The 2959-nt window shown below is 73.0% G+C and carries 1 protein-coding gene; it reads right to left on the bottom strand.

Annotation, left to right across the window (positions count from 1 at the left end; all coding sequences use genetic code 11):
* Nucleotides 1-56 precede the first annotated feature (56 nt).
* Complete coding sequence (locus AB0G02_RS33640; protein ID WP_360802430.1) at nucleotides 57-2780, bottom strand: Tat pathway signal sequence domain protein; 2724 nt, start codon at nucleotides 2778-2780, stop codon at nucleotides 57-59.
* Nucleotides 2781-2959 lie beyond the last annotated feature (179 nt).

The following is a 2959-nucleotide window of genomic DNA, read 5'->3' as shown; positions in this document are numbered from 1 at the left end:
GCGCCCGTCGGCCGCGCCCCGGGTGGGCCGTGGGCACACCCGGAGCACGGCCCTCCTCAGCGGTCGACCCGCTGCGGTGGCAGCTTGTCGCCCACCAGGGCGAGGTTCTGGATGGCGGCCAGGCCGTACTGCGCGGAGGCGTTGGTCGACACGAACGGCGCCTCGTCCACCGGCCGCAGCGCGTTCGGGCCCTCGACCCGGGTGGACCGCCACGGCAACCCCGGCCCGTAGCCGTCCTGGCCCGCGAAGAACTCGTTCCACGCGCGGTCGGCCAGCGCCGCGTCCCCGGTCCGGGCGGCCGCGTACGCGGTCAGCCGCGAGTGCATCTGGCGGAAGCCCACGTTCCACGAGCCGCCGACCTCGGCCTGCTGCTCCTGCGTGGTCGCCCCGAACAGCCGGCAGTACTGCAACCACGCCTTCTCGAACGCCGGCCGGTCCAGCAGGTCGATCAGCTCGCTGCACACCTCCGCCAACCCGAACACCGCCGACAGGTGCGACACGCTCACCTGCACGCGGTCGGTGGCGAAACGGCCCTTCTCCAGGTCGTAGAGCGCCTCACCGGTGATGAAGCCGTTCTTCAGCGCGCCGATGTCCTCGACCGTGCCCAGCAGCTTCTGCCGCGCGATCGGGTCACCACCGCGTTCCCACTCGGTCAGCCACGCCGCCGCCAACGCGCCCCAGTCCGTGCCGAGCCCGACCGCGAGCGCCTTCGGGTCGGGCGTGTACGGCTCGGTGCGGATCTTGCGCAGCGGGTCGAGCGCGACGAACGTGCGGTCCGCGTCCACCAGCTCGCGCAGCAGGTCACCGACCCGTTCGTCGGCGGTGAGGAAGTAGTAGAACCGCCGGTTCGCCGCGGTGCTGATGCGCAGCTGCTTCGCGCTGCACCCCCAGTGCAGCACGTTGTGCCTGCTGCCGAGGTCCTTCCACTGGCCGAGGTGGTAGACGTCGACCTCGCCGGTGTGCCGGGTCATCGCCTCCGCCATCCGGAACACGTCCGCGCGCCCGCTGCGCAGGTAGGCGTACCAGAGCCAGAGGTCCGTCGACAGCTCGGAGTTGTCCCACGCGTAGCCGCCGACGTCGTAGCGCCACTGGTGCCGGTCCGGGTCGTAGGTGTGCATCACGTCGCCGTAGTTCCAGAACCCGTACCAGCGGCGCTGCTCGACCTGGTCGCGGTGGTAGTCGAACAGGAAGTCCAACCGGTCCTCGATCGCGGCCCGCGCCGGGGTGGACCGGTCGACCGGCGACCAGTCGCCGAACACGCCCGCGCCCAGCAGGTGCTGCGGCGGCGCGACCAGCAGCGGCGGCGTCTGCACGGCCTGCGCCATGGCGGCCAGGCTCGCGTCGTCCGGCGTGGCGCCGAGCGCCCACAGGGTCAGCTCGCTGGTGCGGGCCACGCCGTACGCCGTGCCGAAGCCGGGCTCGTAGTCCTCGTAGGTGATCTGGAGGCCTTCCAGCTGCTCCGCGAACGTGTCCATGCCCAGGCCGTCGTGGTAGAAGCGCAGGTCCATCGGCCGCGCGTCCGGCGACCACAGCCACACCGTCACCTCGGCCTTGTCGCCCGCCGCGCCGCGCACGTCGAGCTGGGTCGGGTGGAGCTGCCAGAAGTTGCGCAGGCCGAACGCCAGGCCGCCGCTCACGCCGCCGACGTAGCCGAAGCCGGGCGACCGCCGTCCCGCGTCGACGTCCACCCACGTGTGGCCGGGCTTGGTGCGCTTGCGGATCGCGAAACCGTCCGCGGTGAGCTGGCTGAGGCTGTAGTCGCCCCACGCCGGGATCAGGTTCAGCCGGCTGCTGACCCGGGTGTCCCAAGTGGACGTCGGCGGCAGCTTCCGCCCGGCCACCTGGGCGGCCCGGATCTCCGCACCGGGGTCGCGCCGCAGGCCGGTGATGCCGCGCACGGCCTCGCGCAGCAGCCCACCCTCCTCGCCGCCGAACCGGATGTGCCGGTCGTACAGCTCGTCGCGCAGCGGCACCTCGAACCGGATGCCCAGCCCGCGCAGGTAGTCGTCCTCCGTGCCGTCCCACACGAACGTGTGCGTCATGCGGATGGCGTCCGTGCCCGCGAAGAAGTAGAACCGGACGGTGAACGGCAGCCACTCGCGCTTGCCCGAGACACCCCGGTGCACGCCGTCGACGCGCAGCACGGCCCGCACCGGACCGCTCTGCTCCACGATGACGTTGCGCACGGCGCTGACGAACTTCTCCCGCTTGGCGCTGCCGGTGTCCTCGTCCTCGTCGTGGTCCTGGCGCAGGCACACGAGGTGCCCGCGCTGCACCACGGGTTGACCGCCGCGCACGATCCGCTCGATCAGGTCGCTGCCGCTCTTGCGGACCGTCACCTCGATCACGCCCGTGCGGACGATGACGTGCTGCTTCTTGTCCTCCACCGTGACGGCTTGCGCCGGCGCCTGCGCCGGGCCCGGTTCCAGCCGGTACGCGGAGGCGGCGGTCGGTCCGCTGATCGCGTGCGCGCTCCACTTCAGCGAGCCGTCCGGCCAGACGCCCGTGGCCCAGGTCTGCACCGGCACCTGCTCGCCCGATGCGGTGGTCAGCGCGAAGGTCTGGTCCTTGGGGAACGCGCCGCGCGGCCAGGGGACGCCCCACGTGGTGCCCGCGTGCGTGGTCGGCGTGCCGCCTTCGAGCCAGGTGAGCGCGGCTTGGCGCGGTGGTTCGGCCGCCGCCGCCGCGTGCGCGCTGCCCGCGCCGCCGAACGGGAGCCCGTACGCGGCACCCGCGGCGGCGATGCCACCCAGGAAGGTCCGACGGTTCACCTTGGCCATCAACGACTCCTCAGCGAGAGGTGGAAAGCGCTTTCCAGTCGTACGAGCACTGCACCACCCGGGGCCGCCGCCGTCAAGGGCCGGCGGCGGGCCCGGGGGTGAGCCCAGTCGGGGCCCCCCGACCCCCCCGGCGAGCAAGGCCTGGGAACCCGGCGGAGGCCCCGGGGGGCGCCGGGTCT

Source organism: Actinosynnema sp. NPDC023658 (assembly GCF_040639995.1).
Taxonomy (GTDB): Bacteria; Actinomycetota; Actinomycetes; order Mycobacteriales; family Pseudonocardiaceae; genus Actinosynnema.
The sequence above is the reverse complement of the archived record's forward strand: the minus strand, read 5'-3'. Positions and strand labels throughout refer to the sequence as shown.